We start from the raw sequence: 23,885 nt of genomic DNA on the forward strand, positions 1-23,885 counted from the left end.
CGATGGGGGCATGCCGATTCCCGCCCGGCTGCGCGCCGCCGCCCTCACCGCCACCGCCGTTCTGCTGTCCGCCCTCCTCGCGGGCTGCGGCGACGGTCCGCAGGACGACGAGGACCTGCCGGGCCAGAAGCTCGCGTGGAAGGACTGCCCGGCACCGTCCCAGGCCGAGGGCGGCGGCCCCGCGCCCTCCCCGCTGCCGGACGGCGACGACTGGCAGTGCGCCACCATGAAGGCCCCGCTCGACTGGGACGACCCCGAGGGCGACACGATCGGCCTGGCGCTGATCCGGGCGAAGGCCAGCGGTGCGGCGGACCGGCGGATCGGCTCGCTGGTCTTCAACTTCGGCGGCCCCGGCGGCTCGGGCGTCACCACCCTGCCCGCCTTCGGCCAGGACTACGCGAAGCTCCGCACCCGCTACGACCTGGTCAGCTTCGACCCGCGCGGCGTCGGCCGCAGCGCCCCGGTGGAGTGCCTGGACGACGAGCAGCTCGACACGTACTTCCAGCAGGACGCCACCCCCGACGACGCGGCCGAGCGCACCGAGCTGATGGACAACACCGAGAAGTTCAACGCGGCCTGCGAGAAGCACTCGAAGAGGGTGCTGCCGCACGTGGCCACCACCGACGCGGCCCGCGACATGGATCTGATGCGCCAGGTCCTCGGCGACGACAAGCTGTACTACTTCGGCATCTCCTACGGCACCGAACTCGGCGGCGTCTACGCCCACCTGTTCCCGAAGAACGTGGGCCGGGCCGTCTTCGACGCGGTCGTCGACCCGACGCAGAACGCCGAGCAGAGCTCGCTCGGGCAGGCCGAGGGCTTCCAGCTGGCCCTCGACAACTACGCCCAGGACTGCGTGTCCAAGGTCGAGGACTGCCCCGTCGGCAACAGCGTCCAGGACGTGAAGAACCGCATCGCACGGCTGCTGAAGGACCTCGACCGCAGACCGATCCCCGGCGTCTTCCCCCGCGACCTCACCCAGACCGCCGCGACCAGCGGCATCGCCCAGGCGCTGTACTCGAAGGACTTCTGGCAGTACCTCACCGAGGGCCTGGAGCAGGCCTACGACGGCGACGGCAGGATCCTCATGGTGCTGTCGGACTCGCTGAACGGGCGCAGCGAGAACGGCGAGTACAGCAACATCACCGCGGCGAACATCTCCATCAACTGCGCCGACGACAAACCCCGGTACGACCCCGCGTACGTGGAGGGGAAGCTGCCCGAGTTCCGGAAGGCCTCCCCGCTGTTCGGCGACTACCTCGCCTGGGGCCTGGTCAGCTGCACCGACTGGCCGGTGCCCGGCGCGGCCGAACACCCCGACGTCAGCGCGCCCGGTGCGCCGCCGATCCTGGTGATCGGCAACACCGGCGACCCGGCGACGCCCTACGAGGGCGCCGCGAAGATGGTGGACGCGCTGGGCAAGGGCGTCGGGGTGGAACTCACGTACAAGGGGCAGGGGCACGGGGCGTACGACAGCAAGAACAGGTGCGTGCAGGACGCGGTGCACGGCTATCTGCTGGACGGGAAGGTGCCGGCGGCCGGGACCGTCTGCTCCTGATCCCCGGTTACGCGCCACCCTTTCGACCGAACCCCCAGGTCACAGCGTTATCCACAGGGCTCGGCGGGCATCGTGCCCTCCACCTACGATGGCATGACCGCCATCCGCCGCACGGCGCGGACGGCCAGCGAGGGGGGATTGCCCATGGCACGTCTCGTACGGTGGACGGCTCTGACCGCCGCCGCCGCACTGCTGACGGCGGGCTGCAGCGGCGGCTCGTCCGGTGGCGACCAGGACGACGGGGACACGAGCAGTGCCCGGCCGTCCGCGGCGGCACCCTCCGGGGTGCCCGCGTCGCTGGCCTCCCAGAAACTCGACTGGGGCCGCTGCAAGGGCACCGCGGACGCTCCCGCGCCGGGCGGCGACTGGCAGTGCGCCACGCTCCAGGCGCCGCTCGACTGGGCCGAGCCGGACGGCGAGACGATCGGGCTCGCCCTGATCAGATCCAAGGCGAGCGGCGACCGGCGCACCGGCTCCCTCCTGTTCAACTTCGGCGGACCCGGCGGCTCGGGCGTGTCCATGATGCCGTCCTACGCCGACACGGTCTCCGCCCTGCACGAGCGGTACGACCTGGTGAGCTGGGACCCGCGAGGGGTGGCCGCCAGCGAGGGCATCCGCTGCCGCGACGACGAGGCGATCGAGGACGCCGAGTCGGTGGACGCGACGCCGGACACCCCGGCCGAGGAGCAGGCCTTCTTCAAGGACGCCGCCGACTTCGGCAAGGGCTGCGAGAAGGCCGTCGGCAAGCTGATGGCGCACGTCTCCACCACGGACACCGCCCGCGACATGGACCTGATGCGGCACGTGCTGGGCGACGAGAAGATGCACTACTTCGGCATCTCCTACGGCACCGAACTCGGCGGCGTCTACGCCCACCTGTTCCCCAAGCACGTGGGCCGGATGATCCTCGACGCGGTCGTGGACCCGAGCGCCGACACCATGGGCCACGCGGAGAACCAGACGCGGGGCTTCCAGCGCGCGCTGGACGACTACCTGAAGTCCACGGGGCAGGACCCCGAGCAGGGCACGCGCAAGATCGCCGATCTGCTGAAGCGGATCGACGCGGAGCCGCTGCCGACGTCGTCCGAGGGACGGAAGCTGACGCAGACGCTCGCGATCACCGGCATCGTGCTGCCGCTGTACAGCAAGGACGGCTGGCCGACCCTGACAAGTGCGCTCGCGGCGGCCCAGGACGGTGACGGCTCGGAGCTGCTGGCCCTCGCCGACGGCTACAACGAGCGCGACGGCTCGGGGCACTACGGCACGACGACCCACTCGCAGCGGGTCATATCGTGCCTGGACGGCAAGCAGCGGCCGACGGCGGAGGAGACCAGGAAGCGGCTGCCCGAGTTCGAGGCGATCTCCCCCGTGTTCGGCCCCTTCCTCGGCTGGGACACGGCCGGCTGGTGCCACGACTGGCCGGTGCCCGGGCAGCACGAGACGCCGGAGGTGAGCGCGCCCGGCGCGGCGCCGATCCTCGTGGTCGGCAACACCGGCGACCCGGCCACGCCCTACGAGGGCGCCCGCAGGATGGCGGACGAGCTGGGCAAGAGCGTCGGTGTGGTGCTCACCTGGAAGGGCGAGGGCCACGGGGCGTACGGGAGCGGCAGCGACTGCGTCGACTCGGCGGTCGACGCCTACCTGCTGAAGGGAACGGTGCCGAAGGACGGCAAGGTCTGCTCATGACGACGGCGGGGGCTTCGGGCACCCGCGGTGCGCGAAACCCCCGCCGTCCACAGACCGGAGCGAGCGGAGCCCGGACTTGCCGAGCCGGTGACGGCTCAGTACACCGGCAAGTCAGGCTGGATGCAGATTGACCTGCGCGTTTCTCGCATCCTCACCCCTCCTGGGCCGTCGTGGGGCCGTCATCGGTGTCCGGGCCGTCCCCGAAGGCACGGTTCACCGCCTCCCGGGTCCTCTTCTCACTGCTGGGCATCAGATGGGTGTACGTGCGCAGCGTGAATCCCGGGTCATGGTGCCCGAGGTACTCGGACAGAGCCTTAACGCTCTCCCCCGCGTCCAGGAGGACGGACGCGTAGAAGTGCCTCAGCGCGTGCATCCCACTCGCCCGACCGAGGGGCACACCCACCGATCGGAGAGCCGGGCGCCAGGCCCAGCGGTTGAAGTCGTTGCGGTTGACCGGACGGCCTTGATCCCGATGGAAGAGCAGCGACGAGGTAACCGGCTCCCCGTCGATCGCCCGCCACGGCAGGGTCACATCGGCCGGCGGATGCTGACTGATGTGCTCCTCGACCGACCGGGCCACGCTCTCAGGCAGCGGGACCGTACGTGTCCTGCCTCCCTTGGGCAGCGCGAACACCGGGCGGTTACGGATGAGCTTCACCTGCCGAACCACGTGAACCACTCCTTCGAGGAAGTCCACGTCCTCAGCCGCCAAGCCCAGCACCTCCCCCTGACGCAGGCCGCAACCACCGGCCAGGTCCACCATGGCCCGGTGCTGCTCCGGAAGAGCCGAGCGAACCGCGAGCACACGGTCACGCGACCACGGGACGATGCGGCGGGGATCGAGCTTCGGAGCCCGTACCGACGACGAACGGCAGGGATTTTCAGCGATCAGGCGGTCATCCACGGCGGCTGTGAGCATGGTGGAGAGGTTCGCGAAGATCACCCGTTGATAGGCGGGCGCGACTCCCCCGTCCTGCACCTTCCGCAGCCACTCACGGATGTGCGTCGGCCGCAGTGAGCCGAGGGTGCGGCTGCCGAGATACGGCAGGACGTGCAGGCGGATGCGCTGCTCGGTGCTCACGAAGGTGCCGGGGTCCATGGTGAGCGACGCCAGCCACCGTTCGGCGTGCTGCCGGACGGTGAGGCGACCGGCCTGCGGGTCGATGTACTGCCCGCGCGCCATGTCCGCTTCGATCTGGGAGAGCCACTGCTCAGCGAGCCGCTTCTGTCGGTCCGGGAAGCTCTTGGACTTCTCCGTACCGTCCGGGCCGATGTAGCGCGCACGGTAGCGCAGGCCGAGGCCGTGGCGGTCGGTCTTGACCTTGCGGGTCTTACCGTCTGGGCCGACCTCGGCCTTGTACCAGCGGTCTTGGATGTGGCCGGCCATCAGGCAGCCTCCCCGATCTGGGAGTCAACCCAGGCCCGCACGTCGGTCGGGTCGAAGCGAAGGTGCCGGCCGACCCGAAAGCCGCGGGGACCGGTGCGCTTGCGCCGCCACTGGTAGACCGTCTCGACGCTGGGCAGCTCGAACATCTCGACCAGGTCCTCAGGGGTCAGGAACCGGTTCGGCAGCTCTGAGGCCATGGTCAGCACGCCCTTTCGTCGGCGAGTTGGTCGCGTAGGGCTTCGCGGGCGGTTTCACGGTTGAGGTGGAGATCCCGGGCGATGGTGGCGGCGAGGACGGATTCGCCGGGGGTGTGGCCGTGGCCGGCGTACTGCCAGTCGGCGAGGACGAGGACGGTGTCCGGCTCGCGGTCGTCCAGGCCGAGGGCGGCGTGTTCCTGGGCGGCCCGGTAGTCAGCGCGGGCCTGGCGCAGGGCGCCGAGGGTGGTGGAGAGTAGCGGCGGCTCTTGCTGGAGAAGTGGCCGCGGAAGCCGAGCATGTGAGCCCAGGCCCACAGCCGCCGGTCCGGATAGAGCGGATCGAGGATCTTGCATGCCTCGATGAGGCGGCGGGCGTGGTCGGGGACGCCGTGCCGGTCGAGTTCGGACAGTTCCCCGATGCGGCGGTCGAGGGTGCCGGTGTTCTCGGCGGCTTTGGTGGCGTACTTGGCGACGTAGGAGGCGACGGCCTGTTCGGTGATGTCGGAGCCGTCTCCGAACGCCTTCACGGGTCGGACGTCGAGCTGGGTGCCCCAGCGAAAGGTGCGGGCCGGTTGGCCGTCGGCGGCCGGGACCGAGACCGAGGTGTAGGAGTGGCCGGCGGCGGCGCGGATCGCGTCGGCGAGGAGGTCGACCCTGGCCCAGGACGGCGGCGGGGTGCCGGGGCCGTCGGGTCCGTCGAGGCGGATCACGGCATGGAAATGCACGGCGCCACGCTTCTGGAACTCGGCGACCTTGCCGTACGACAGCCGGGCGCACTCCTTGAGTTCGCGTTGGGTGATGCCGGCGCGGGCGGCGATCTCGCGGCGCAGCCGGTTGGTGAAGCGCTGCCAGAGCTGACCGGCGTGGTTGTTGAACAGCACCGCGCCTGCGTAGTCGTAGGTGGCCGGGTCGAGGGCGGTGCCCAGCTCGGGGGCGTCCGGGGCGTGGTGGGTGCCGCAGCCGCAGGTGCCGCGATCGGGCCGGTTGTGCACGCGGCCGAAAGAGGGGGCGGTGAGGGTGGCGAAGACCCGCGGGTGATCCCGCACAGTGGCGGGAATGTCGCGGCGGTCGTCACCAGCGAGCCCCGCACGGATGAGGTGGTAGGTGTCGCCGGCGTAGGTCCAGGCGCAGGACGGGCAGCGGGAGGCACGTCGGTTGCCGCAGGCCACGCGGAGCCGTCCGCCCGGCTCGTCCTTGGTGGAGTAGTGGTGCAGGGTGGCGCCGGTGGTCGCGTCCTTGTGGATCGTCCAGCCGGTCAGGTGGATCGGGTCGGCGCAGCCGCCGGTGCGGCGGACCTGGTCTTCCCAGCGGTGGTAGTCGACGGCCGAAGCCACCCTCAGCAGGTCGCCGAGGGTGGCGCGGTCGAGCAGTGCGTCAGGCACGGGCACCCTCCCGGACGCGGCGGGCGGGGGCGGTGCCGGTGCCGGTGCCGTGGCAGGCCGGGCAGTCGGTGGTGATGGTCCGCAAGTGGCCGCGGGAGTCTCGGCCACCGAGGGTGACGGCGACGGTGGCGAAGCCGTCGCAGGCCGGGCAGATTCGCGGCGCGGGCGGGGTGTGCTGGGCCATGATGGTGGTTCCTTTCGATTGCGGTTGGAAGGAACGGCCCCGGGTGGCGGCGTGCTTGGCGGCTTGTGCGCCACCCGGCGGCCGGTCAGCGAGAGAGGCGCGAGCCTCGGCGACCACGGCCCTTGGCCGCGTACATGGCCGCATCAGCGGCGGCGAGCGCATCGGTCAGCAGCGGCATCGGCAGCTCGGCGAGGCGGCACACCCCGACCGAGGCGGCCAGCGGCAGCGACTTCCCGGCGTAGTGCAGCGGCCGGTGCAGTGCGGCGATCAGTGCATCCAGATCGGCGGCGGCGAGGTCCTGGACGACAGCCACGAACTCATCCCCGCCCAGACGACCCGCGGTGCCGTGGCGTCCACACCAGGTGCGCATCCGGTCGGCGGTGGCGACGAGGGCGGCGTCTCCGGCGGCGTGGCCGTGGGTGTCGTTCAGGGTCTTGAAGTGGTCGAGGTCGACCAGGAGGACGGCCGCGGCCGGGTGCCGGCTGATGCAGTGTTCGGCGCGGGCGGTCCATCCGGCGCGGGTGTGCAGACCGGTCAGCGGGTCACGGCGAGCGGAGGCGAGCCGGTTGGTGAGGACGCTTCCGTGCACGGCCCAGCCCAGTAACGGCACCAGGGCGGCGGCTATCTGCAGATCCATGACATTCCTCTTTGACGATGGCGGTTGGCGGAGTGCTGTCCCAGAGACGGCGGCGTGCTGGCGGCTTGTGCGTCGCCCCGAGACCGGTCAGCGGCGCTTGGCGTCGGAGGCGAGCAGCGAGCGCAGAACGACGGCGCAGACGGCGACCGAGGCGGCGGTGACGGCGACCGCCAGGAGCATGGAGACCAGGACGGCGCCGACGACCAGGACGACGGCGGTGCCGCTCCCGACGAGGGCGAGCGCGGTGCCTGGGGTGAGCTGGACCGTGGGTCGGGCCGACGCCGAGGCCGGAGCCGGGGCGATGGGGGCCGACGGCGGGGTGCCCGGGGTGATGGTGGTCGGCTCGATGACGGCGGGCGGAGTGACGGTGCCTGTGGGCTGGGGCATGGTCGGGAGCTTGGGCCGGAGCATGGGCGGATCTCCTTACTTGATGGCGGTGTCGATGACGGGGGCGAGGAGGCTGTCGGCGAGGAGGTAGCCGCCGAGGAGGAGTACGGCGATGAGCCACCAGGGCGGGCGGATGAGCTTGACGCCGAGGACTCCGACGCACAGCAAGGCGAACCAGAGCGGGACGTCCATGACGATGGCCTCCTAGCGGATCTTGCAGCGGTGGGTGCGGGCGGCGAGCTGGGCGGCGGACTGGCTGGTGTAGTCGGCGGACCAGCCGCAGCCGTCGTTGCTGCACACGGCGGCGTGCTTGGTGGTGCCGTGGCGGTCGCGGTGGGTGCCGATCTGCACCGGGCCGATCCGCATCACGGAGTGGAAGAAGTCACGGGCAGGCATGTCAGTCGGTCTCCGTTCGGTTAGTGGTTGCGGTGGGGAAGGCGGCGCGGATGCCGGCGGCGGTGGCCGGGTCGGGTGTGCGGCGGGCGGCTTCCTCGGCGAGCAGGTGGGCGAGGTAAGGCCGGTCGGCGGCGACCATGTCGCGGGCGGCGTCCAGGTGGTCGGCGGCGGTCAGGTCGGCCGGGTCACGCGTCATGCGGCAAGCTCCTTCCAGGTCAGACGAGTTGGGCGGCGATGGCGTCCGCCAGGTGCGGCGGGACGCCGAGGCGGGCGCGCAGGGTGTCGGTGTCGATCCGGGATCCCGTGCGATGTTCGTGGTCGGCGGCGACCTTGCGGGCGTGGTCCACCAGCGCGGCCGGGACCGGAATCGCCGGCGGCGAAGCTGGGGCCGGTTCGGCAACCGGGAGCGCCGGTGTGTCTTCGGGCGCCGGGACGGTTACGGGCGTGGGGTCCGGCTCCGATTCGCGCTCGACTTCGGGAGCGGGATCCGGGGCCGGAATTGCGGATGCCTGGGGTGCCGGGGTGTGGTCCGCAGGCGTGTGGGCGAGGAGGGTGCCGCCGAGGAAGGCCAGGGCGGGCCATCCGGCGACGAGGATGCGCAGCCAGGCCGGGACGCGGTCCAGGTCGAGGAGTCCGGCGGTGGCGATGTTGGCGCCGAGCGAGGCGACCAGGGCGATCAGGAACCAGCACCAGGCCAGCCGGGATGGCCCGTCGGTGCGCAGGCGACGCCAGGCGGCAACGAAAAGCAGGTCCACCGAGATGGGGTAGGCCCAGGCCTTCCAGCCGTCCTGTCCCGCGGCGGCGGCCAGGTCGTGCAGGTGGGCGAAGGACAGCGCTCCGGCGATGACGGCCTGGACCAGCACGGCATCTAGGCGGAGAGAGCGGGTGGGCGTCCTCATGACCGGCTCCGGGGGCCTCGGCCCAGAGCGTGAGCCACGGTGTCGCGGTCAGCCGGGGTGTAAGCGGTACGTACGCCGGAGATCGACAGCCCGGCCGCATCAGCCAGGGAGGCCAGCGTGTAGGGCCGAGGGCTGGTGAACTCCCGCCCGTAGGCCAGGTACACCCGGATCTGCCGGTCCATCTGATCACGTGCCTCCCGCAAGGCAGTGAGCTGAGCAAGGAAGTCGTCCGGGACGAGGTCATCCAGGGCTGCCAGAGACTGAGGCATGAGAAGGGCTCTCCTTCAGGCATGAAGCGGGTAGGGACCCGGCGCGAAGGACGGTCGCGCCGACCGAGGCAGGGGCAACGCTCAGGCGGCGGCCGGGGCCGACTCGACGGCCGGGACCGGGGCGAGCGTGCCGAAGGCGGGCCGGAACGGGGCCAGGGCGGGCAGGTCCGGAGTCAGGTCGGCGTGCCTGTTGCAGACGTTCACGGCCTGGCGCAGCGAGGTGTGCGGGGCGCGAATACGGGCCCAGCCGCCGGCGGAGTCGCCGGTGATGGCGACGCCGGGCGTGTCGGTGGGGATCTGGATGGCGGCCAGCACGGCGTCCGGGGCGATGTCGCCGAAGGCCATGTTCGCGCTGGCTTCGTCGTTGACGCGGTGGGCGGTGCGGCCGGTGAGCTGGGCACGGAGCATCGTGATGCCCTTGCCGAGTTCAGAGCCGAAACGCTGCCCGCAGACCTCCAGATAGATACCGGCGGCGCGGCCGAGCTGGGCCAGCCGGGCCAGGGCGGTGATGATCCGGTCCCTGCGCTTCTCGTCCTCCTTGGTGGCGAAGAGGGCGAGTTCGGCGACCTCGTCGACCAGGACCACGATCGGCACCGGGCGCAGGTCCTCGGGCAGGTCCCAGATGTCGGCGGCGATCTCCGCATCCGGCACATCAGCCGTGATCCGCTGCTCGGCGCGAATGAGCTGGTAGACGTCCTGCATGTGGGACACGAGCGCGTCGAGGAGTTTGGCGGCCGTGTCGGGGTTGTCGGCGAGCGCGGAGAACCGGCGGGCCAGCGGGAACAGCTCGACGCCCTGTTTGCAGTCGATGCCGACCAGGGCGACCCGCTGCGGTGCCAGCGCGGCCACCAGATTGCGCTGGTAGACGGACTTACCGGACTCGGTGGCGCCGATGACCAGCCCGTGCGGCACGGCGCGGTAGTCGCGGTAGTGCACGGCTCCGTCCTCGCGCAGGGCGACCGGCACCCGCATCGGCCGGGAGTCGACCAGGGCGGGCATCTGCACGCGCTTGAGGACGTCGTAGCCGGTCATCCGCAGCTCCACCACACCCGAGCGCAGCTCACGGGAGGTGACGCCGTACATGGCGAACGAGTGCCGCAGCCGGTCACACGAGGCCGCCACATCGAAGGCGTCCTGACCGGGACGGAGCTTGAGCCGCAGCACCAGGCCGGTGCGGGTGACGCGGAGCCGCAGGATGCGCGGGGCACGCGGGCCGGGGACGGGCCGGTTGGTCACCCTGGCGACCGTGAGGCGCCAGCGCGGGGCCGGGACGGTGAGGCCGCAGGCGTCCATGACCGAGCCGTAGCGGACCAGGACCCGCAGGACGGCGAGGGTGACCCCGAAGGTCAGCCAGTACCAGGCGGGGCGCCGCCACCGCAGGAGACCCGCAGCGGCGACGACCAGCACCAGGGCGACGATCAGCCACGTCATGGCTCAAGCCGCCTTCGAGGACGAGGCGCCGGCGGCGAGCGAGGTGACCGCGACGGCGCGGAAGGCGATGCCGTGCCGCTTCTGACCGTTGAACTCGTTTTCCCACGGCCGGGCGATCAGACCGGTCAGCGCGACCGGGGTGCCCATCATCAGGTCACCCGAGATCCCGGACTCCGGGACGGTCACCGACAGGATCTCCACCTCACCGTTGGCCGCGAACATCACGTCTACGGTCGACAGCGCGGCACCGGTCTCGGCATCCATGGCTCGCTCGCCGGTACGGCGGTCCTTCACCTTCGGCTGCGGGGGCTGCGCCACCATCACAGTGGCCGCGGACGTGTCGACGGGAATCTGACGCATGAGTGCGCTCCTAGGCGTTCGACTTGACGTACTTAGTACGTTGACCTGTCACGAGAGTGCACCTAAAGTACTTAGTACGTCAAGTGCTTCTCGACTGTTGTCGGTTCGATGTGCTGCACTTAGTGCGACAAGCACTGAGAGGGGCTATGGCCGAGTTCACCGGACGGGCGAAGTACCTGGAGATCGCCGACGACTTCAAGAGGCGCATCCGGCAGGGAGAACTAGAACCGGGCACCAAGCTGCCGTCCGAGACCGAGCTGATGAACACGCACGACGTCTCACGGACCGTGGCCCGCCAGGCGATCTCACGACTCCGCGAAGACGGCTACGCGATCTCCCACCAGGGCAAGGGAAGCTTCGTCACCCTCCCCGAGGAGCCTCGCCCGACGAAGCACAGCCCGGAGTTCGAGGAGATCGCCGGGTATCTGTCTGACGTACGACGCGAGGTGCGCCGTCTCTCGGAGCGGATGGATCAGCTTGAGCAACTGGTCCGGAAGCAGCCGCAAGACGGCTGACCAACTCGTCGGCACGGCATGCGATGACGTTCACCTCCTCGGCAAGTGCCCTCAGCTCCCGGGTTAGTTCCACCACTTCGGCCGGGGTCAGCGGCATCGTGGCTCCTTCGTCGCGTCTTCGGTCTGGCAACCTCTTGGGATAGCTACGACGCTAGGAGCGAGGCGCCGCACTACCCCGGAAAATTCCTCCGGGGTCCCATAGGGAGATGGGAAGACGCTCTAGCCATGCGAGGAATGACGACGAACCTGACGATCGGTGAGCGAGTCGCTTGGTACCGCCGCAGGCGGGGAATCTCTCAGGAGGTCCTGGCCGGGCTCGTTGGCCGCACGGTGGACTGGCTGAGCAAGGCGGAGAACAACCGGATCGAGCTGGACAGGCTCTCGGTCATCAAGTCGCTCGCCGATGCTCTGGACGTCACGCTCGGCGACCTGTTGGCCGAACCGACCCTCTTGGAGTGGACGCCGGACAGCGGCACCCGCACAGTGCCGGCACTCCGCTCGGCCCTCATGAACTACCGCCAGCTCACTCCACTCTTGGGTGTCACGACCGAGGGCGAGCCGACATCGCTCGACGAGCTGAGCAGCAACGTTGCCGAAGTCTGGGACGCTTACCAGGACTCCCGCTACGGGTTCGCGACCCGCCGCCTGCCTCTGCTGCTGGCCGACGCGCTCATTGCGGCTCAGGCCTACCAGGGTCAGCAACGGGAGCAGGCCCACAAGCTGATGGCTATGACGTACCAAGGCGCGGCCATGGTGCTCACCAAGCTCGGCGAGACCGACCTGGCATGGATCGCAGCAGACCGCGGACTGGCCGCAGCACAGCAGTCGGGCGACGCCGTGGTGACAGGCTCTCTCTTCCGCTCCGTCGCACACTGCCTGCTGTCCAACGGCCGATTCGACGCGGCCGTGCAGCTGGTCGGGGACGCCGGCGAGTACCTGCGACCGGGGCTCTCAGAGGCGTCGCCCGAGTTCCTGTCCATCTACGGAACCCTGTTCCTGGCCGGGTCTGTGGCCTCGGCCCGTGCGGACGACCGAGTCACGACACGAACCTTCCTGGATGAAGCAGAACGGGCAGCCCACCGACTCGGCACCGACGCCAACCACGTCTGGACCGCCTTCGGCCCGACCAATGTCGCCATCCATCGAGTAGCCACGGCGGCCGAGCTGGGCGACATGCAGGTCGCCGTCGACCTGGGGCCGCGGATCAACACGGCAGGGCTGCCGACGGAGCGCCGGACGCGGCACAACCTCGAAGTGGCACGAGCGCTCAGCGCGTACAACCGGATGGATGACGCGCTCGCGAAAGTCCTCGAAGCAGAGAGCTGGGCGCCTGAACAGGTCCGGAGCCACTACCTGGCACGAGAGCTGGTCCTCACCTGGGTGCGAGGGCAGCGAGGCCGGCCGAGCCGAAACCTGGCGGATCTGGCCGACAGGCTGCACGTCGTCTGAGCTGGGTACCCTCGGCTGCATGGCAGCGAACGCACACGAAGCGAAGATGGCGCATCCGCGCATGGCAGCGGGTGCGCTTTTCTTTGACGACGCGGACCGCGTCCTCATGGTAGAGCCCACCTACAAGGACTACTGGGACATCCCCGGCGGCTACGTCGAGGCCGGCGAATCCCCCCTTCACGCTGCCGTGCGCGAGGTCCGCGAGGAGCTGGGAATCACTCCGCCCATCGGACGCCTCCTCGCGGTCGACTGGGCACCGAACGAAGCCGAGGGCGACAAGGTGCTGTACCTCTTCGACGGCGGCCAGCTCAGCCAAGAGCAGCTGGCCGGCATTGAGCTGCAACAGGACGAACTGAAGAGCTTCGCCTTCTTCACCGCGGACCAGCTGGCCGAGCGGACCATCCCCCGGCTAGCCCGACGCATCCGGGCAGCGGTCGAGTCAAGGAGCAACGCGAGCCCGGTGTACCTGGAGCACGGCGAGGAGCCGAAGAACCAGGCCGCGTGATCGGTTGCTCGATGACAGGCCAGTAGCGCGGTAAGACTTTCTCTACTTCATCAAGGCCCGCGCACGGCGCGGGCGCGCGCCGCCTCTGCGGCGCGGCCTGCCTCCTGTCTTCGCCCCGGCTGGCCGCGCCCGGCGGCGCGCTGCGTGCATGCGGGCAGAGGTAGGAAAACCCTCTGTGGCTGGGGCGGTCGGCTCCACGGCTTTAGGCAGCCAATTTGGCGCGAGCCTCGAAGATCATGGCCCAAAATCGGGCACTAACGGGCAGGCTCACAAACCTGCCCGATCCGCTGGCTAGCGTAATGGGCCATGATCACTCGCGCCAAATCAGCTCCAGCCCAAAGCCGCTCCACCGACCTTCGAGGGAAAATGCGCAACCGTTTATTACAGGTACGCGATCATCCCACTTCCTTGACCCACCTACTCAGCAACGTCGGGAGTCTCAGCAGCGAGTTGAGGAAGGAGGGTTTTATCGTCACATCGAGCTGACTCAATGATCTTTGAAGTCACCCCCTTTGCCCTTCGGAGATCGGCATGCCGAAGATCGGCATTATCCAAATTGGCGGCGGAGAGCTCTGCATTATCCAGAGAAGCACGCAGGAAGAAGGCCGAAGGGAGCTCACACTGCATCAGCTTGACTCCTTCCATGTCGGCGCCTGTGAAGTCGACGGCGTCACCCTCAGCCTTCCATAGGGATACACGCGTCATGTTGGCCATCGTGAACTTGGCTGCACTAATTCTCGTGTCCCCCAAGAATGCGTCAGTCAGCACCGCCTCGGAGAAGTCAGCACAACGCAACGACGCCCGATAGAACGAGACACGTTGGAGCAAGCACTTCTGCATGTCAACATGATCGAGTTGCGCATCCATCAGATTAGCTCCGCGCAGATCCGTGCCGCGCAGATTAATGAAGTCAGTTTTCTCGTCATGAATGCGACGGCGCCCGAGTACCGTAAGGGCAGCTTGCACGTCCTCTTCCGGCCTTATGTCGCGATCTGGTTCATCTGAGTTTCTTATGGCGGCACGGTCTCGAATGAAGGCTGCGAGCACCTCCACTGCGGTCGATCGGTCCTTATCTGAATCCCACATTATGCGTTCGAGCGAATAAATGCCGCCTAGCCTCTGTGTGAGGTTATCTGACGAAAGAAGTTTGATCGCTTCCACATATCGCTCAGTGACCTGACCTTCCCGAGTAAGTTCCGCTTGTTCACGATCCTTGGTTTGCGTGTGAGCAAACTGCTCCTGGGCTTGCACGAACTGGTCTTGGGTGAGGCGAAACTGAGCTTGTCCTTGCTCGTACTGACGCTGCGCCAACTGATGGTTGCGGTGTGTGTAGTACAGGCCAAACGCAGCTACGGCTCCGGCGCCGAGTGCCACAAGCATGGTGCGGAAGCCTGTAATGACGACGCCGTCCGCGGGCTGAAGGTCCCGAGTACGCAGGTGGTCACCGTCAACCCACCAAGGCCCACGCCACAAGAGCAGTACGTACCCAGCTAGGACGAGGACGAGGACGACCCCGAGCGCAGTCCGCTGCAGCATCCGCTTCATGGTGAGCAGCATGGCACTCGGCTTCACCACCCACCGTAGAAGACCGCAACCTCAGAGGAGAAGTTGAGCTTGCATGACAGACCCAGGGCAGGATTGAGCGCCCTCCCGGGCCGTCCTCGGGCCGTGGAAGGCGCTCAATGGTGACCAACGTCGACAACTACCGGCAGCTCGGCAGTAGGTCAGGGCGTTGACCGATTAGGCAGCCGCAGGTCACGGCCGCCCGTGATCAGCTGTGGCCATGCAGGAGCCCATCGCTCGCCCCGGAGACGGCCGGCCCTTCGCCTAGTATCCGCCAGGCCGTGTCGCAGCGACCCGAGACCCACTGTTGCCCCATGTTGGCGTGGCACAGGCGGTCTTGTGTCTGCCTAGCTTGGCATCTACGGTCGATCTGCTCGTCCGAGCAGTGCTGCGTCCTGGGGGGAAGCATGCATCTTGACTTCAGTGCATTAGTGCGCGAGCTGGGGACGCCTTCCAAGCTCGTCGTCAGCTCGACGCCAGAACTGGCCGAAGAGGTCGAGAAGGAAGCCCGGGAGCGCGTAGGACCAAAACGTGGCGCCTCGTACCTTTACCGGAAGCCGGTGTATTCGATTCCGCCCAACTTATTCTCTGGAATTGATTCTAGTCCGGCAGAGGTGCTGCGCGAATTGGGACTGGCCACCACTTTTGTGACGGATTCACCTTTCGCTGACATAGCACGCCACTGGGCACATGTAAGATACTGCGCCACCCTCAGAAGTAACAGGAAACAGGTATTGGCCCTGACTAAAGCAGGGTCCGATATAGTGCACCATCATAAAGTAGCCCAATCAGAACAACTCGGCATTGGCTTAGCTTTGGTGGTAGCCAAAAGAATACTTGAGCGGAAATACCCCGGCTGGCTCTTTTCAAGCGTGGACGTTGATGTGGCGCTTGCAGCTGGCTTCATTGAAGGGGTAGGGCTAGTCCGGCAGAAGAACAGGGCAACGATGCGCCCAGATTATTTCTTGGTGGGTCGTCGCTCCGGAGGGGGGCGCTCAGGCTGCAAGGTGTATGTATTGGAGTGCAAAGGCACTCACGGGAACGCTTACCATTCGAAGCAGCAGTTGGCCACCGCCTCGCTACAAGTGGGTTCCATCGAGTTAGGGGCTCGTACCTTACCCAGCCTCATCATTGCCTCTCGCCTATCCACCTCGGGCATCTCCATCGACGCACTCGACCCGCCTGGCGATGACGACCTGTGGAACGGAGAATCCGGCGAGTTTGATTTCTTGCTATCCGAGGATCCTGGTCCCCAGCAGTGGGAATCGGGCAAGCCCACCTTCGAACAGTTCTATGCACGTCAACGCGAGCTTTTCGGAGACGGAGAATCTGAGCCTAGCGAAGCAGACGTGGAGTCCGCACACTCTGAGTACGAGGCAAGCGTGAGCGAGCTTCCTGTAATCTTCCGAGTACCCGAGGACAGCAAAGAATGGCTATTTCGCATCCTGGCAAGAAACGCTGCTCATTCTGTTCTCCGGTTCGCGGGTGACAACACGTCTGCGTCTCAATGGGCCTCACCAAGTACCGCAGATCATCAGCGCTTGCCCATGGATGCCCCAGCTCCAGACTGGCAAACGTTCACAGTTAGCTCTGAATCCAACATCGAATCACATCGATTTGTTGGCATCAAGTATTCCATGCCCCTCCCCAACGGTGCGACTCTCGAAATATTCAGAGGAGTCGAGAAGGGGATGTATGAAAACCTTCGTGAAGGGAGAGTCAGCGCCTACTTGCGTCGAGCTCACCGTCTGCGGGATTCGTGGGCGTCGGTTGTCACCGGAGCATCTGCGAACGGCCCCCGGCACCAGGCCGTCTCAGTCGGCAGCGACGGCACCGGACTGCGGATCCGTGTGGTGTAACGGGATGTGCGTCCGGGGGCCGGCGGGCCGCTACTGGCATGGGGCAGAGATCAACAGCAGCGAACGCTACGGCGTCCGGTGTCCACCGTCTATTCCCTCAGCCTGGCGGCGCAACGCTCCCGACGCATGGAGCAGCCAAGGATGGGCCGTTCTCGTTGCCGAAGGCCCGCCTGGCTGCGCCTCCGACACGACCGACGGCCCGGCGCCTAGCATCGCCCGCAGCGCGCACTACCTCAGCAGTGGCGGCGCCGGTGCGTTCGTCGAGGGCCGCCGCGAACTCGCGATCAATACTCCAGCGAGCCTCAGTAGCAGCTACTGCGACGCTGCTGGGGCCTTCGACACTCAAGACTGCCTGAGCTCGGATGAGCTCAAGCAAGCCAGTCCGCACTGCCTCCAATCGATCTTGATACGTCTCCTCGGCTATGCCGGACGATCTGGTCTGTTGGATGAGCGCGGCGCAGCGGATGGCCGTCTCTACGAACTGGATACATGCGTCCTTTTGTGCAGACCGGCTCTCCACTGCCCGCCGCTCGGCGTGATCCTGCGCTGCGACTTCTCGTTGCATCTCTGCCTGGCGGAGTACGCCCCGGAGAGCCAACCATGAGGTCATACCAGAGGCCGCGAGGGCGGTGATCGCCGCAATGGATGCGGTGAGAAGTGAATCGCTCACGAGGGGATTGCATCAGAGAGGTGCGCTGTGGCGCAGGCGTTTAGGGTCAGGCTGGCGGCTTCGTCGGGCCGTCCCTGGGCCGTCCAAGGTCAGCCAATGCCAACCGATAACGACAGAAGCCCACCGCATCTGAGCTGGTCAGAGCCGTGGGCTTCGTCAGTCTCGCTGGTGAGCGAAAGCGGTGATCAGTACACCGGCTTCTCCGGCTCGATCTGGTTGACCCAGCCGATCACGCCGCCGCCGACGTGGACGGCGTCCGAGAAGCCCGCGGACTTCAGGACCGCCAGGACCTCCGCACTGCGGACACCCGTCTTGCAGTTCAAGACGATCTTCTTGTCCTGCGGGAGGCTCTCCAGGGCGGAGCCCATGAGGAACTCGTTCTTCGGGATCAGCCGGGCGCCCGGGATGGAGACGATCTCGAACTCGTTCGGCTCGCGGACGTCGATGAGCTCGATGTTCTCGCCGTCGTCGATCCACTCCTTGAGCTGCTTGGGAGTGATCGTGGAGTCGGCGGCCGCCGCCTGGGCCTCCTCGGACACGACGCCGCAGAAGGCCTCGTAGTCGATGAGCTCGGTGACGGTCGGGTTCTCGCCGCAGACCGCGCAGTTCGGGTCCTTGCGGACCTTGACCTGGCGGTACTGCATCTCCAGGGCGTCGTAGATCATCAGGCGGCCGACGAGCGGCTCGCCGATGCCCGCGAGGAGCTTGATGGCCTCGTTGGTCTGGATGGAGCCGATGGACGCGCACAGCACGCCCAGGACGCCGCCCTCGGCGCAGGAGGGGACCATGCCGGGGGGCGGGGGCTCCGGGTAGAGGCAGCGGTAGCAGGGACCGTGCTCGGACCAGAAGACGGACGCCTGGCCGTCGAAGCGGTAGATCGAGCCCCAGACGTAGGGCTTGTTCAGCAGCACGCAGGCGTCGTTGACCAGGTAGCGGGTCGCGAAGTTGTCCGTACCGTCGACGATCAGGTCGTACTGGCTGAAGATGTCCATCACGTTGTCGGCCTCGAGCCGCTCCTGGTGAAGGACCACGTCCACGTACGGGTTGATGCCCTTGATGGTGTCGCGGGCGGACTCGGCCTTGGAACGGCCGATGTCGGCCTGGCTGTGGATGACCTGACGCTGCAGGTTCGACTCGTCGACCTCGTCGAACTCCACGATGCCGAGCGTGCCGACACCGGCTGCCGCCAGGTACATCAGCGTCGGCGAGCCGAGGCCGCCCGCGCCCACGGCGAGTACCTTGGCGTTCTTCAGCCGCTTCTGCCCGTCCATCCCCACATCGGGGATGATCAGGTGGCGGGAGTACCTGCGGACCTCGTCTACGGTGAGCTCGGCGGCCGGCTCGACCAGGGGTGGCAGCGACACGGGGACTCCGTTGGTCGGTCAATCATTACGGTTGTTCTCTCCGTAACACTGCCACGGCCTTTTTCATTCCGAGACACCTGTCCCGATACGCGAGACGATCTCGTCCCAGTAGCCGGGCATCGTCTCCCAGGGGTCCACTCTCCCCGACCGGTTCGTGCGGTCGGTGAAGTAGATCGTCCCGGCCCCCTGCCAGCGGGCGATGCGCAGCGCTTCCTCCAGATGTCCGCGGGGGACGCCGTGGACGAAGTGGCAGAAGCGCTCGGGCGGGTAGTCGGCGCTCCACTCGGCCGCCTGGGACCAGCGGTAGTCGCTCCAGGTGCCCGAGAACGTGACGAGCTGGTCGGCGCTCTCGGCATAGCCGGGGTACGGATGGGTGCCGTGCCCGAGGACGATGTGGGCGTCGTCACGGATGACGCGGAGCGTGCCGACCGTGCGGCGGACCTCGGGGAGCGCGGCCCGTTCGGACGGGCAGCGGTCGAGGAGGAAGCCGTCGGCCCGGTACCAGTCGAGATAGCGGTGGGCGTCGGAGATCAGTTCCCCGAAGCCGCGGGCTCCGTACGCGGCGTCGAGGTGGCCGAGGACGCGGACGCCCGCGTTGCGCAGCCGGCCGGACGCCTCCAGGCAGTGCGGGTCGGGCTGGGTGCCGGGGCCGTCGGCGACGTTGAGGACGACCCAGTGCAGGGGGGTGCCGGGGCTGGTGAGGCCGGCCCACTCGTCGGGTGCGACGAGGGGGTGGGCGAGGCCGGGGACGCCGAGGCCGGTGCGGACGCCGGTGCTCGCGGTGCCCGTGGGCGCACTGGTCAGATACGGCATGCCGCCTCCATCCAGATGTCTGCGAGGGACTCCTCCAGGTTGATCCGGGGCCGCCAGCCGAGCCGGTCGCGCGCGGTGCGCACATCGGCCTGCTGCCAGCCGCCGCAGCCGTCGGGGTAGGGGTGGGCGACCGGGGCCGCGTGCTCGGCGTCGGCGCGGTGGTCGCCGCGGTGCACCGGGGAATCCGGTCGGTGGAGGCCGACGGACTCGGCGCGGTGGTGCCCCAGGGCGTCGACGCGGTGGCCGACGGATTCGGTGCGGGGGTGGCCGATGACCGGCCGCAGGGCGCCGGGCGGTGCGTCGAGTTCGTGCAGGGCGCCGCCGTAGCCGGCCACGCGGGCGAGGGTGGCGGCGGCGTCGCGCAGGCGGACGGCGCGGCCGGAGCCGATGTTGATGACGCCCTGCGCGGCGGAGAGCGAGGCGGCGTGGACGGCACGCGCCACGTCGCGGACGTCGACGAAGTCGCGCTGGGCGCCGAGGCCGCCGAGCCTGAGCTCGCCGTCGCCGGACTGCATGGCGCGGCGCATCGCCTCGGCGAGGCGCCCCAGCGGGGAGCCGGCGGGGGTGCCGGGGCCGGCGGGCGAGAAGACGCGCAGGACGACGGCGTCCAGACCGGAGCCGAGGACCAGTTCCGTGGCGGCGAGTTTGCTGACGCCGTAGGGGCCGCCGGGCCGGGGCACGGCGTCCTCCGCGGTGGACGAGCCGGGCTGGCTGGGCCCGTACTCGGAGCTGCAGCCGATCTGCACCAGGCGGGCGCCGCAGCTGCTGCGGCGCAGGGCCTCGCAGATGGTGGCGACGGCGACGGTGTTGTGGCGGGTGAGTTCGCGGGCGCCGCCCCGGGTCGCGCCGGCGCAGTTGACGACGACGCCCGGGTGGACCGCGTCGAGGAAGCGGGTGAGGGCGCCCGGGCTGCCGGTCGCGAGGTCGAAGCGGACGTCGGCGTCGTCGCCGCGGCCGAGGGCGGTGAGCTGGACGGCCGGGTCGGCGAGCAGACGGTCGGCGACGAACCGGCCGATGTAGCCGTTGGCCCCGATCAGCAGAACTCTCATCGCGCGGCTCCCGGGGCCGTGGCGTCCGGTCGGGAGGTGGTCATCTGAGGGTCTCCTTCTGGGTGTGGTGCGGAATGTGGGTGGGGGGCTGCCCGGAGCGCGCGGTCATCGCGGCCGCTCCGTGGGTGCGTGGGCGGACGCTCTGGTGAGGCGGCGGGTCGCGTGCGCGAGGAGGACCAGGGCGCCGATGCCGCAGGCCGTCACCGGGACACCGGCCGGGCCCGAGGCGGCCACGAGGGCCTCGACGGGAGCGGCCAGGAATCCGCAGCCGGGGAGGCGGCCGGCGAAGACCGTGGCGAGGGCGGTCGCCTCGGCTGCTGCCGTGGCGGTGAGGACGAGCCTGGAGGCATGGGTGAAGCCGTGGACGGCGAGGAGACGGGCCGGCAGCAGGAGCGCGCCGAGGGTGAGCGCCTGCGGGTAGGCGGCCGACTCGCCGAGGACCGCGCCGGTCAGCGCGAGCAGGGCCGTCAGCGCGCCCAGGAACAAGGCGAACGTGCCGAGCAGCAGAGGACGTACGGAGGCCGAGAAGTCCGTCAGGCCGCGGCTGGCGGCCAGTTTGCGGCGGGCCCCGGCGGCGAACAGGTGGGCGCTTGCGGCGGCGGGTGCGCAGGCCAGGGCGAGGGCCACGACGGGGGCGACGGTGACGGGCCAGGGTCCGCCACCGGTGCCGTCGGGCAGGCCGTCCGGGCCTCCGGTGAGGGCGGCGTTCAGCAGGCCGTCGCCGAGCAGGGCGTAGCCGACGAGCCAGCAGGTCGAGCTGGAGCCGGTGTCGGTACCGGCGCTCAGCGGGCCCCGGCGCAGTGCGGCGCGCAGGGCCAGGGTCACCGCGAGGGCGGCGACGACGGCCACGGTCAGCCGCGACCGTCCGTCGGTGAGGCGCAGGCCGGCCACGGCTGCGGCGCACAGCAGCCCGGGCAGCAGGGCGAGGACGATCCAGGTGCCTCGCACCCGGGGCGCCGGCGGTGCGGCGGGGCGTGCGGCTGCGTCGGCGTCGCGCGGGACGCGGGCGAACATCTCCTCGGCGAGGGAGAAGACGTCCCGGTGCCGGAAGCGGGCCGCGGTCCGGTCGGTGACGCCGTGTGCCTCCAGCCCCGCCGCGATCTCCAGGGGGTCCACGGCCCGTTCGCAGAGGTCGCGGTGACGGTGCATCAGGGCTTTGACGGGATCGGCGGCGCGGCGGGCGGCGGGGGGCGGCTGCTTGCCGGCCGGGGGCGCCCCTTCGGTGCGCCCCGCGCGCGGGCGTCCGCCGGCGGGGGTTCCCGCACCGGGTCTCTCCTCGTCCAGGCAGTCCTGCGAGCGCTCGTCCCAGGCCCCCGGGCTGCTGGGGGTCTCGGGGCGGTCCAGTTCGCCCAGGCCGCTCATCGGGCCCCCTCGGTCGTGGAAGCCGCCGACGCGGTCGTGGCGCGGACGGGGGTGTCCGTCGCCCAGGCGGGTCCGCCCCGCGCCACGACTCGGCCGGCGGGGCCGGTCCAGCGTCCGGTGACTTGCGCCTCGGCGGGAACGGCGAACGGCAGGGGCTCCCCGGTCGCGTCGAGGACGACGCGGCGGACCGGCGTGAGCGCGAGGATGTCCAGGTAAACGCCGTGAAATGCCGCGACGTTCTGTTCGACGGTGAACAGTTCCAGCGCGCGGGCGCGCGCGGCGGCGCCCAGGCGCTCACGGCGCTCGGGGTCGCGTAGCAGGGCGACGCATGCCTCGGCGAGCGCCCGCGGATTGCGCGGGGGCACGACGAGTCCGGTGCCGCCGATGGCCTCCACCACGGCGCCGACGTCCGTGGACACCGTCGCCCGGCCGCAGAACATGGCCTCGACCAGGCCGGCCGGGAATCCCTCGACGACGCTGGAGAGGACGACGAGGGCGCCCGAGGCGTACGCGTCGGCGCGGGAGGGCAGTTCCGGTCCGCCGGTCTCCTCGAAGGACACCGGGTTGTCGCCGACGGCGTGCGGACCGGTGGCCTCGTCGGGGAAGAGCTGTGCGGCCAGGGCCTTGCAGTGGGTGAGGTAGGCCGCGCCCTCGGGGCCGACGGGGGCGCCGACGATCCTGAGCCGTGCCGCGGGCTCCTGCCTGCGGATCTCCGCGAAGGCGTGCAGCAGCGAGACCAGGTCCTTGGCGGGCTCGACGCGGCCGACCCAGACGAGGGTGTGCGGATCGGCGCACTGCGGCGACTCCCCCGCCTCCGCGAAGGGCGCCGCGTCCATGCCGGGAGGGACCGTGCGGAGCTTGGCGCGGTCGGCGCCGCAGCGTTCCTGCCAGCGGCGGGCGTGCGCGTTGCCGGGCGTGATCACGGCAGCGCGCCGGTAGGTCTCGGCGGCCAGCCTGCCGTGGAAGGCGGCCAGCAGGGACCGTATCGCGGGCGGCGAACCGTGGTCCGTGAGGTAGTGCGTCCGCAGCCGCACGCCGTACTCCGTCACCAGCAGGGGTACGCCGTGGAAGTGCCGGGCGAGCAGGCCGGGCAGGGCCGCGGTACCGCCGGAGGCCGCGTGGCACAGGTCGACCGCGCCGAGCCCGTCGGCGTCGTACCAGCCGAGCGACAGGGGGCGCAGGGCGCTTTCGAGGCGTGCGGCGACGGTCAGCAGCTCGGGGACGCGCGCCGCGCGGGCGGTACGCGGGGCGCCGGGCGCGCGACAGGCGCGTTCCAGGGCGCGCACGGCGGTCTCCGAGCGGAGGGCGCCCGCCAGTCCGTCCTCGTCGCGGGCGAGCTCGGCGAGGCCGTACAGCGCACTGGCGAAACGGTCCGCCTCAACGGCCGACGCCTGTGCCGACGTACCGGACGGGTCCTGCGGAGCGGCCGTGCACAGGGTGGCGGCCAGCTCGCCGTAGCACTCGGCGAAGCGCCGGCGCGCGCGCCGTCCGTACGCCCAGCGGTCGCTCCGCGTCACCCTACCGACGATCCCCTTCGAGCCGCCGCCGCGGCCGTCGTCGTCGGCGTCCCACAGCGGCGCGGTGAGCACCCGGGTGACCTGCGGCGGCAGCGGGACCCACCCTTCGTCCTCCTGCCGCCGGCTGCGGCTGAGCGCGTAGACGTCGAACTCGTGCTGCTCGAGCCCGCGCACGAGCCGGTCGCACCAGAGTCCGGCCTCACCGCTCACATACGGATAGCCACCCTCCGTAAGCAGTCCGATGCGCACGCGCGCACCCCCGATCTCCCGTCTGGGGAGCCGCCGTTGGCCCGGCGGCTCGCAGCGGGACGAACGTATGCGGACAAGGCGGTGGGGGGGGGGGGGGGGGGGGGGGGGGGGGGGCGGCCCCCCCCGGGGGGGGGGGGGGGGGGTGGGGGGGGTGGGGGGGGGGGGGGGGGGGGGCGCGGGGGGGCAGATCGGGAGGCC

The 23,885-nt window shown here is 69.6% G+C and carries 23 protein-coding genes and 1 pseudogene; 6 read left to right on the forward strand and 18 right to left on the reverse strand.

Going from position 1 to position 23,885, the window contains the following annotated elements; translation table 11 throughout:
- Positions 1-10 precede the first annotated feature (10 nt).
- The gene (locus ACIRG6_RS10720; RefSeq protein WP_364820190.1) at positions 11-1,558 is read left to right on the forward strand and encodes an alpha/beta hydrolase; all 1,548 of its coding nucleotides are present in this window, start codon (positions 11-13) and stop codon (positions 1,556-1,558) included.
- Positions 1,559-1,702: 144 nt separating this feature from the next.
- Entirely contained in the window at positions 1,703-3,244 is a 1,542-nt protein-coding gene (locus ACIRG6_RS10725) for an alpha/beta hydrolase (RefSeq protein WP_403322070.1), read from the forward strand.
- 151 nt (positions 3,245-3,395) lie between these two features.
- On the opposite strand, the gene ACIRG6_RS10730 is transcribed toward ACIRG6_RS10725, so the two are convergent.
- The 12 genes and pseudogenes from ACIRG6_RS10730 to ACIRG6_RS10785 all read right to left on the reverse strand — a co-directional run bounded on the left by ACIRG6_RS10730 (position 3,396) and on the right by ACIRG6_RS10785 (position 10,772).
- Positions 3,396-4,631 carry a tyrosine-type recombinase/integrase gene (locus tag ACIRG6_RS10730; protein ID WP_403322072.1) on the reverse strand — a complete coding sequence of 412 codons (1,236 nt, stop codon included), beginning with the start codon at positions 4,629-4,631 and terminating at the stop codon, positions 3,396-3,398.
- Positions 4,631-4,828, reverse strand: coding sequence for a helix-turn-helix transcriptional regulator (locus tag ACIRG6_RS10735; RefSeq protein WP_031017537.1), 198 nt, complete (start codon positions 4,826-4,828; stop codon positions 4,631-4,633). The genes ACIRG6_RS10730 and ACIRG6_RS10735 overlap by 1 nt, the downstream gene beginning before the upstream one ends.
- 2 nt (positions 4,829-4,830) lie before the next feature.
- A pseudogene (gene repSA / locus ACIRG6_RS10740) lies at positions 4,831-6,209 on the reverse strand (replication initiator protein RepSA).
- Positions 6,202-6,393 carry a hypothetical protein gene (locus ACIRG6_RS10745; protein WP_403322073.1) on the reverse strand — a complete coding sequence of 64 codons (192 nt, stop codon included), beginning with the start codon at positions 6,391-6,393 and terminating at the stop codon, positions 6,202-6,204. The pseudogene repSA and the gene ACIRG6_RS10745 overlap by 8 nt, the downstream one beginning before the upstream one ends.
- Positions 6,394-6,478: 85 nt before the next feature.
- Positions 6,479-7,030 (reverse strand): GGDEF domain-containing protein, encoded by a 552-nt coding sequence (locus ACIRG6_RS10750; protein ID WP_403322075.1) that lies wholly within the window; start codon positions 7,028-7,030, stop codon positions 6,479-6,481.
- Between the two features lie 87 nt (positions 7,031-7,117).
- Positions 7,118-7,441: a SpdD-like protein gene (locus tag ACIRG6_RS10755; protein WP_403322077.1), complete on the reverse strand. Its 324-nt coding sequence runs from the start codon at positions 7,439-7,441 to the stop codon at positions 7,118-7,120.
- A gap of 12 nt (positions 7,442-7,453) precedes the next feature.
- On the reverse strand, positions 7,454-7,609 hold the full coding sequence (locus tag ACIRG6_RS10760) for a hypothetical protein (protein WP_359880422.1): 156 nt from the start codon (positions 7,607-7,609) through the stop codon (positions 7,454-7,456).
- A gap of 12 nt (positions 7,610-7,621) precedes the next feature.
- Entirely contained in the window at positions 7,622-7,813 is a 192-nt protein-coding gene (locus tag ACIRG6_RS10765; RefSeq protein ID WP_225636083.1) for a mobile element transfer protein, read from the reverse strand.
- 1 nt (position 7,814) lies between these two features.
- The gene (locus ACIRG6_RS10770) at positions 7,815-8,009 is read right to left on the reverse strand and encodes a hypothetical protein (RefSeq protein WP_403322079.1); all 195 of its coding nucleotides are present in this window, start codon (positions 8,007-8,009) and stop codon (positions 7,815-7,817) included.
- A gap of 19 nt (positions 8,010-8,028) precedes the next feature.
- Positions 8,029-8,712, reverse strand: coding sequence for a DUF2637 domain-containing protein (locus ACIRG6_RS10775; protein WP_403322081.1), 684 nt, complete (start codon positions 8,710-8,712; stop codon positions 8,029-8,031).
- A 350-nt stretch (positions 8,713-9,062) separates the two neighbouring features.
- Positions 9,063-10,412 carry an FtsK/SpoIIIE domain-containing protein gene (locus tag ACIRG6_RS10780; RefSeq protein WP_403322082.1) on the reverse strand — a complete coding sequence of 450 codons (1,350 nt, stop codon included), beginning with the start codon at positions 10,410-10,412 and terminating at the stop codon, positions 9,063-9,065.
- Positions 10,413-10,415: 3 nt separating this feature from the next.
- Positions 10,416-10,772, reverse strand: coding sequence for an SCO3933 family regulatory protein (locus ACIRG6_RS10785; RefSeq protein WP_403322084.1), 357 nt, complete (start codon positions 10,770-10,772; stop codon positions 10,416-10,418).
- 146 nt (positions 10,773-10,918) lie between these two features.
- Here ACIRG6_RS10785 and ACIRG6_RS10790 point away from each other — a divergent pair, with 146 nt between their 5' ends.
- The 3 genes from ACIRG6_RS10790 (at position 10,919) to ACIRG6_RS10800 (ending at position 13,241) form a co-directional block, all read left to right on the forward strand.
- A complete protein-coding gene (locus tag ACIRG6_RS10790) occupies positions 10,919-11,287 on the forward strand; it encodes a GntR family transcriptional regulator (protein WP_403322087.1) in 369 nt (122 codons plus the stop codon).
- A 234-nt stretch (positions 11,288-11,521) separates the two neighbouring features.
- Positions 11,522-12,736 (forward strand): helix-turn-helix domain-containing protein, encoded by a 1,215-nt coding sequence (locus tag ACIRG6_RS10795; RefSeq protein ID WP_403322089.1) that lies wholly within the window; start codon positions 11,522-11,524, stop codon positions 12,734-12,736.
- Between the two features lie 19 nt (positions 12,737-12,755).
- Positions 12,756-13,241: an NUDIX domain-containing protein gene (locus ACIRG6_RS10800; protein ID WP_403322092.1), complete on the forward strand. Its 486-nt coding sequence runs from the start codon at positions 12,756-12,758 to the stop codon at positions 13,239-13,241.
- Positions 13,242-13,658: 417 nt separating this feature from the next.
- On the opposite strand, the gene ACIRG6_RS10805 is transcribed toward ACIRG6_RS10800, so the two are convergent.
- Positions 13,659-14,798 carry a pentapeptide repeat-containing protein gene (locus ACIRG6_RS10805; RefSeq protein WP_403322094.1) on the reverse strand — a complete coding sequence of 380 codons (1,140 nt, stop codon included), beginning with the start codon at positions 14,796-14,798 and terminating at the stop codon, positions 13,659-13,661.
- A gap of 413 nt (positions 14,799-15,211) precedes the next feature.
- Between ACIRG6_RS10805 and ACIRG6_RS10810 the strand changes: the two genes are divergently transcribed.
- The gene (locus ACIRG6_RS10810; protein WP_403322095.1) at positions 15,212-16,663 is read left to right on the forward strand and encodes a hypothetical protein; all 1,452 of its coding nucleotides are present in this window, start codon (positions 15,212-15,214) and stop codon (positions 16,661-16,663) included.
- 855 nt (positions 16,664-17,518) lie between these two features.
- Here ACIRG6_RS10810 and moeZ read toward each other — a convergent pair.
- The 5 genes from moeZ to ACIRG6_RS10835 form a co-directional block, all read right to left on the reverse strand.
- On the reverse strand, positions 17,519-18,697 hold the full coding sequence (moeZ, locus tag ACIRG6_RS10815) for an adenylyltransferase/sulfurtransferase MoeZ (protein ID WP_189228775.1): 1,179 nt from the start codon (positions 18,695-18,697) through the stop codon (positions 17,519-17,521).
- Positions 18,698-18,760: 63 nt separating this feature from the next.
- Positions 18,761-19,510 (reverse strand): spherulation-specific family 4 protein, encoded by a 750-nt coding sequence (locus ACIRG6_RS10820; RefSeq protein WP_318214334.1) that lies wholly within the window; start codon positions 19,508-19,510, stop codon positions 18,761-18,763.
- On the reverse strand, positions 19,498-20,559 hold the full coding sequence (locus ACIRG6_RS10825) for an NAD-dependent epimerase/dehydratase family protein (RefSeq protein WP_364675862.1): 1,062 nt from the start codon (positions 20,557-20,559) through the stop codon (positions 19,498-19,500). The genes ACIRG6_RS10820 and ACIRG6_RS10825 overlap by 13 nt, the downstream gene beginning before the upstream one ends.
- A 105-nt stretch (positions 20,560-20,664) precedes the next feature.
- Positions 20,665-21,921: a hypothetical protein gene (locus tag ACIRG6_RS10830; protein ID WP_403322098.1), complete on the reverse strand. Its 1,257-nt coding sequence runs from the start codon at positions 21,919-21,921 to the stop codon at positions 20,665-20,667.
- Positions 21,918-23,687, reverse strand: coding sequence for a DUF3492 domain-containing protein (locus tag ACIRG6_RS10835; protein WP_403322100.1), 1,770 nt, complete (start codon positions 23,685-23,687; stop codon positions 21,918-21,920). The genes ACIRG6_RS10830 and ACIRG6_RS10835 overlap by 4 nt, the downstream gene beginning before the upstream one ends.
- Positions 23,688-23,885: the final 198 nt, after the last annotated feature.

This window comes from Streptomyces flaveolus (assembly GCF_044765825.1).
GTDB lineage: Bacteria > Actinomycetota > Actinomycetes > Streptomycetales > Streptomycetaceae > Streptomyces > Streptomyces flaveolus.